The sequence below is a fragment of the Halovulum sp. GXIMD14793 genome, assembly GCF_054457435.1.
In genome coordinates, this window is the sequence record NZ_JBTLNE010000115.1 from 1 (window position 1) to 2,493 (window position 2,493).

Sequence of the window (2,493 nt, forward strand, 5' to 3'; positions counted from 1 at the left end):
TCTTTGATCATCCCAATGATTTGGACTTCCGTGAAACGGCTCTTTCGCATTCGTTTGCTCCTTCAAAAGGTTGAGCAAACTCTACATCAGAACGAGGGAAGTTTCGGGGGGGCAGGTCAACCGGTTGGCGCGGTCCATGCGCGACTTGGCGAACTCAAACGAGTCATTTCGCGAAGGCAGCGAACTTCAGCTTCCCGCCCTCCCTGTCGATTTCTTCGCCAACCCTATGCTCCGCGCCCGACAAACCACTGGACTAGTGGGCCAATGGAAGCATGTGTGGAGCCATGGAGGATGGCGACACATATGATTTTGGTGAGGCATTTGCGCAACTGACTTGTCTGTTTGAGGATGCGGCCGGGCTTGCCAGCGAGGGGCAGCGGGCTGGGGTGAAGCATGCTGAGTATGGAGAGCTACTCGGTGAGATCGAACAGCTGATGGCTAATGCCAGCTTGGTTGGTGTTGAGCTGCGAGGCGCACTCACGAAGTAGCGTTTTTGGTTCTCTTCAAATGCCCGGCTGGTCCGGGCCTGTCTCAGTACAAGCGGGCGGATTGGCCGGCCTGCAATTGACGGAGACAGATATGACCAAACCCAACAGCAAACGCGCACAGCTTGTCAAACTCCTATCCCGCAAATCAGGGGCCCGCATCTCGACCTTGTCCGGTAAGCTTGACTGGCAGCCCCATACGATCCGAGCTGAGATCTCACGCCTTCGCAAGGCGGGTCTGATCATTGGCTGCCGGCCATCGCCAAACGGCCCGGTTTATCAAGCGCAGACGGATCAGGGCGGGTGTCTGCGCAAGGAGATGAAAGACGTTTGGGAGAAGAACAGATCAGTCTACGGCGCACGTAAACTGTGGCATGCAATGAAGCGTGAGAGGATCGATATCGCCCGCTGCCGGTTGAACGCTTGATGCGCCAGCTTGGTATTCAAGGCGTTCGGCGAGGCAAGAAGGTCAAAACCACCTATGGTCAGCCTGCGGATCAATGCCCATTGGACAAGGTTAAAGCGTTTCGGGATAAACCTGAGACAAAGGATTATCCCGAAACGCGGTGATAAGCCTATATGGTGTACGCGTTTCGGTTTTATGTGATGTCTCAAGGTAAACTCGAAACGCTTTAATCGCCAGTTCCGGGCTTCGATGCCAAACGCGCTTTGGGTGTCCGACTTCACGTTTGTGTCCACCTGGCGAGGCTTCGTCTACGTGGCCTTTGTCATTGATACCTTCGCTAACCGGATCGTCGGCTGGAAAGCGTCGACGACACAGGACACACAGTTCGTTCTGGATGCGCTCGAACAGGCGATCCATGCGCGCAGACCTGCTGAGAAACTGATCCATCATTCTGATCGGGGATCGCAATATGTATCGATCAAGTACACAGAGCGTTTGGTCGATGCAGGATTGGAGCCATCCGTCGGCAGCGTCGACGCTTGAGTATCTGAAACCGCATGGGCCGGGCCAGATACACAAAGTTCAGGACACTCCCTTCTTAACCGGCTACGACCGGAACACAGTGGCGGCTTCTTCGACTATGCCAAAGCGCCCGTTTCCTGGTAGCCATCTGCTGCGGCTTGCGGTGATACGTTTCACATAGCCAAGCCGCAGCTCCCTAAGACAGCCAGGTTCGCCCGCGCCTTTGCCCCTGAACAATTAGAACTTCGGGGCAGATGACTTTTCGTTGTTCATGTATTGCTTCACGGCCTCAACATAGCTTTGATCATACAAAGTCAGCTCGTTTCCGGAAAAGCCGCTGTCCAGTTTCAGATAAGGTCCGCTTGACACGACGCATGACGCGTGGGGCTGATCTGCTTTCAAAGTGCACCATTCAGCGCGAAGGTGAGCTGGTTCGTCAGCGCTTCCATGGGTAGGCGCACCGTATTTTCAATCGCTCTGGCCTTCATTGAAGCCTGATTTTGTGGTGTCCGTGGCATGACGAATGAGACGCTGTAGACCACCATCGGAATATCGCATTTGGTGGGACATTGGCGGCCATCACAACGCGAAGTTCGTACTCCTCAGTCGAAACCTCAAAGCTTGTTACTTGTTCCTCGCCTGAGATGGGGTCGTCCTTTGGATAGCCAAGGCTTACATCGTCGCGAGATACGCCGAGGGTCGTCACAACTGCATTTATGGCATCTTCCATGCTCATCCCAAGTTTGACACCGGCGATGTCGTACTGGGTTACGTCATGTTTTGCTCTCTCTGCGAGTGCAGGAACTGTTAGAAGTGCCGCTGCGACAAAAGCTTTCAAACCGAATAGCTTCATAGATGCCCCCAAAACCTAGTTTGGAGGACCTTAATTTTTGATCCATCTGTGATCAAGTTCTGAATATGTAGTTTTTTGAGTAGCGGACTGAATAGGCTTAACTTTCTTTAGGGCCTGTGGACATTCGGGATTCCCATTTGGTTTGAGTTCTGATTCAACCTTCCAAAAGAGGAGGTTTGAATGGACCCGAGCAGATTTGTTCTCACGGATCGCCAGTGGCGTGCGAT

The 2,493-nt window shown here is 53.3% G+C and carries 3 protein-coding genes and 3 pseudogenes; 4 read left to right on the forward strand and 2 right to left on the reverse strand.

Annotated elements, in window-relative coordinates:
- The first annotated feature begins 272 nt into the window (after nt 1-272).
- The 4 genes and pseudogenes from ACW9UQ_RS18485 to ACW9UQ_RS18500 all read left to right on the forward strand — a co-directional run.
- Complete coding sequence (locus tag ACW9UQ_RS18485; protein ID WP_458932463.1) at nt 273-488, forward strand: hypothetical protein; 216 nt, start codon at nt 273-275, stop codon at nt 486-488.
- 91 nt (nt 489-579) lie between these two features.
- Nucleotides 580-849 (forward strand): annotated as a pseudogene (locus ACW9UQ_RS18490) (DUF3489 domain-containing protein); the annotation flags it as partial.
- A gap of 21 nt (nt 850-870) precedes the next feature.
- Nucleotides 871-1,005, forward strand: a pseudogene (locus ACW9UQ_RS18495) (IS3 family transposase); the annotation flags it as partial.
- 114 nt (nt 1,006-1,119) lie between these two features.
- Nucleotides 1,120-1,425: pseudogene (locus ACW9UQ_RS18500) on the forward strand (DDE-type integrase/transposase/recombinase); the annotation flags it as partial.
- Nucleotides 1,426-1,897: 472 nt separating this feature from the next.
- On the opposite strand, the gene ACW9UQ_RS18505 reads toward ACW9UQ_RS18500, so the two are convergent.
- Nucleotides 1,898-2,266 carry a hypothetical protein gene (locus tag ACW9UQ_RS18505; RefSeq protein WP_458932464.1) on the reverse strand — a complete coding sequence of 123 codons (369 nt, stop codon included), beginning with the start codon at nt 2,264-2,266 and terminating at the stop codon, nt 1,898-1,900.
- Nucleotides 2,267-2,296: 30 nt separating this feature from the next.
- Nucleotides 2,297-2,493: hypothetical protein (locus ACW9UQ_RS18510; RefSeq protein WP_458932465.1), on the reverse strand; the 197-nt coding region annotated here is incomplete at its 5' end.

What these genes read in the sequence shown, in the direction of transcription:
- ACW9UQ_RS18485 (WP_458932463.1), top strand. Translation starts at nt 273, where the DNA reads ATGTGTGGAGCCATGGAGGATGGCGACACATATGATTTTGGTGAGGCA.
- ACW9UQ_RS18505 (WP_458932464.1), bottom strand. Translation starts at nt 2,266, where the DNA reads ATGAAGCTATTCGGTTTGAAAGCTTTTGTCGCAGCGGCACTTCTAACA.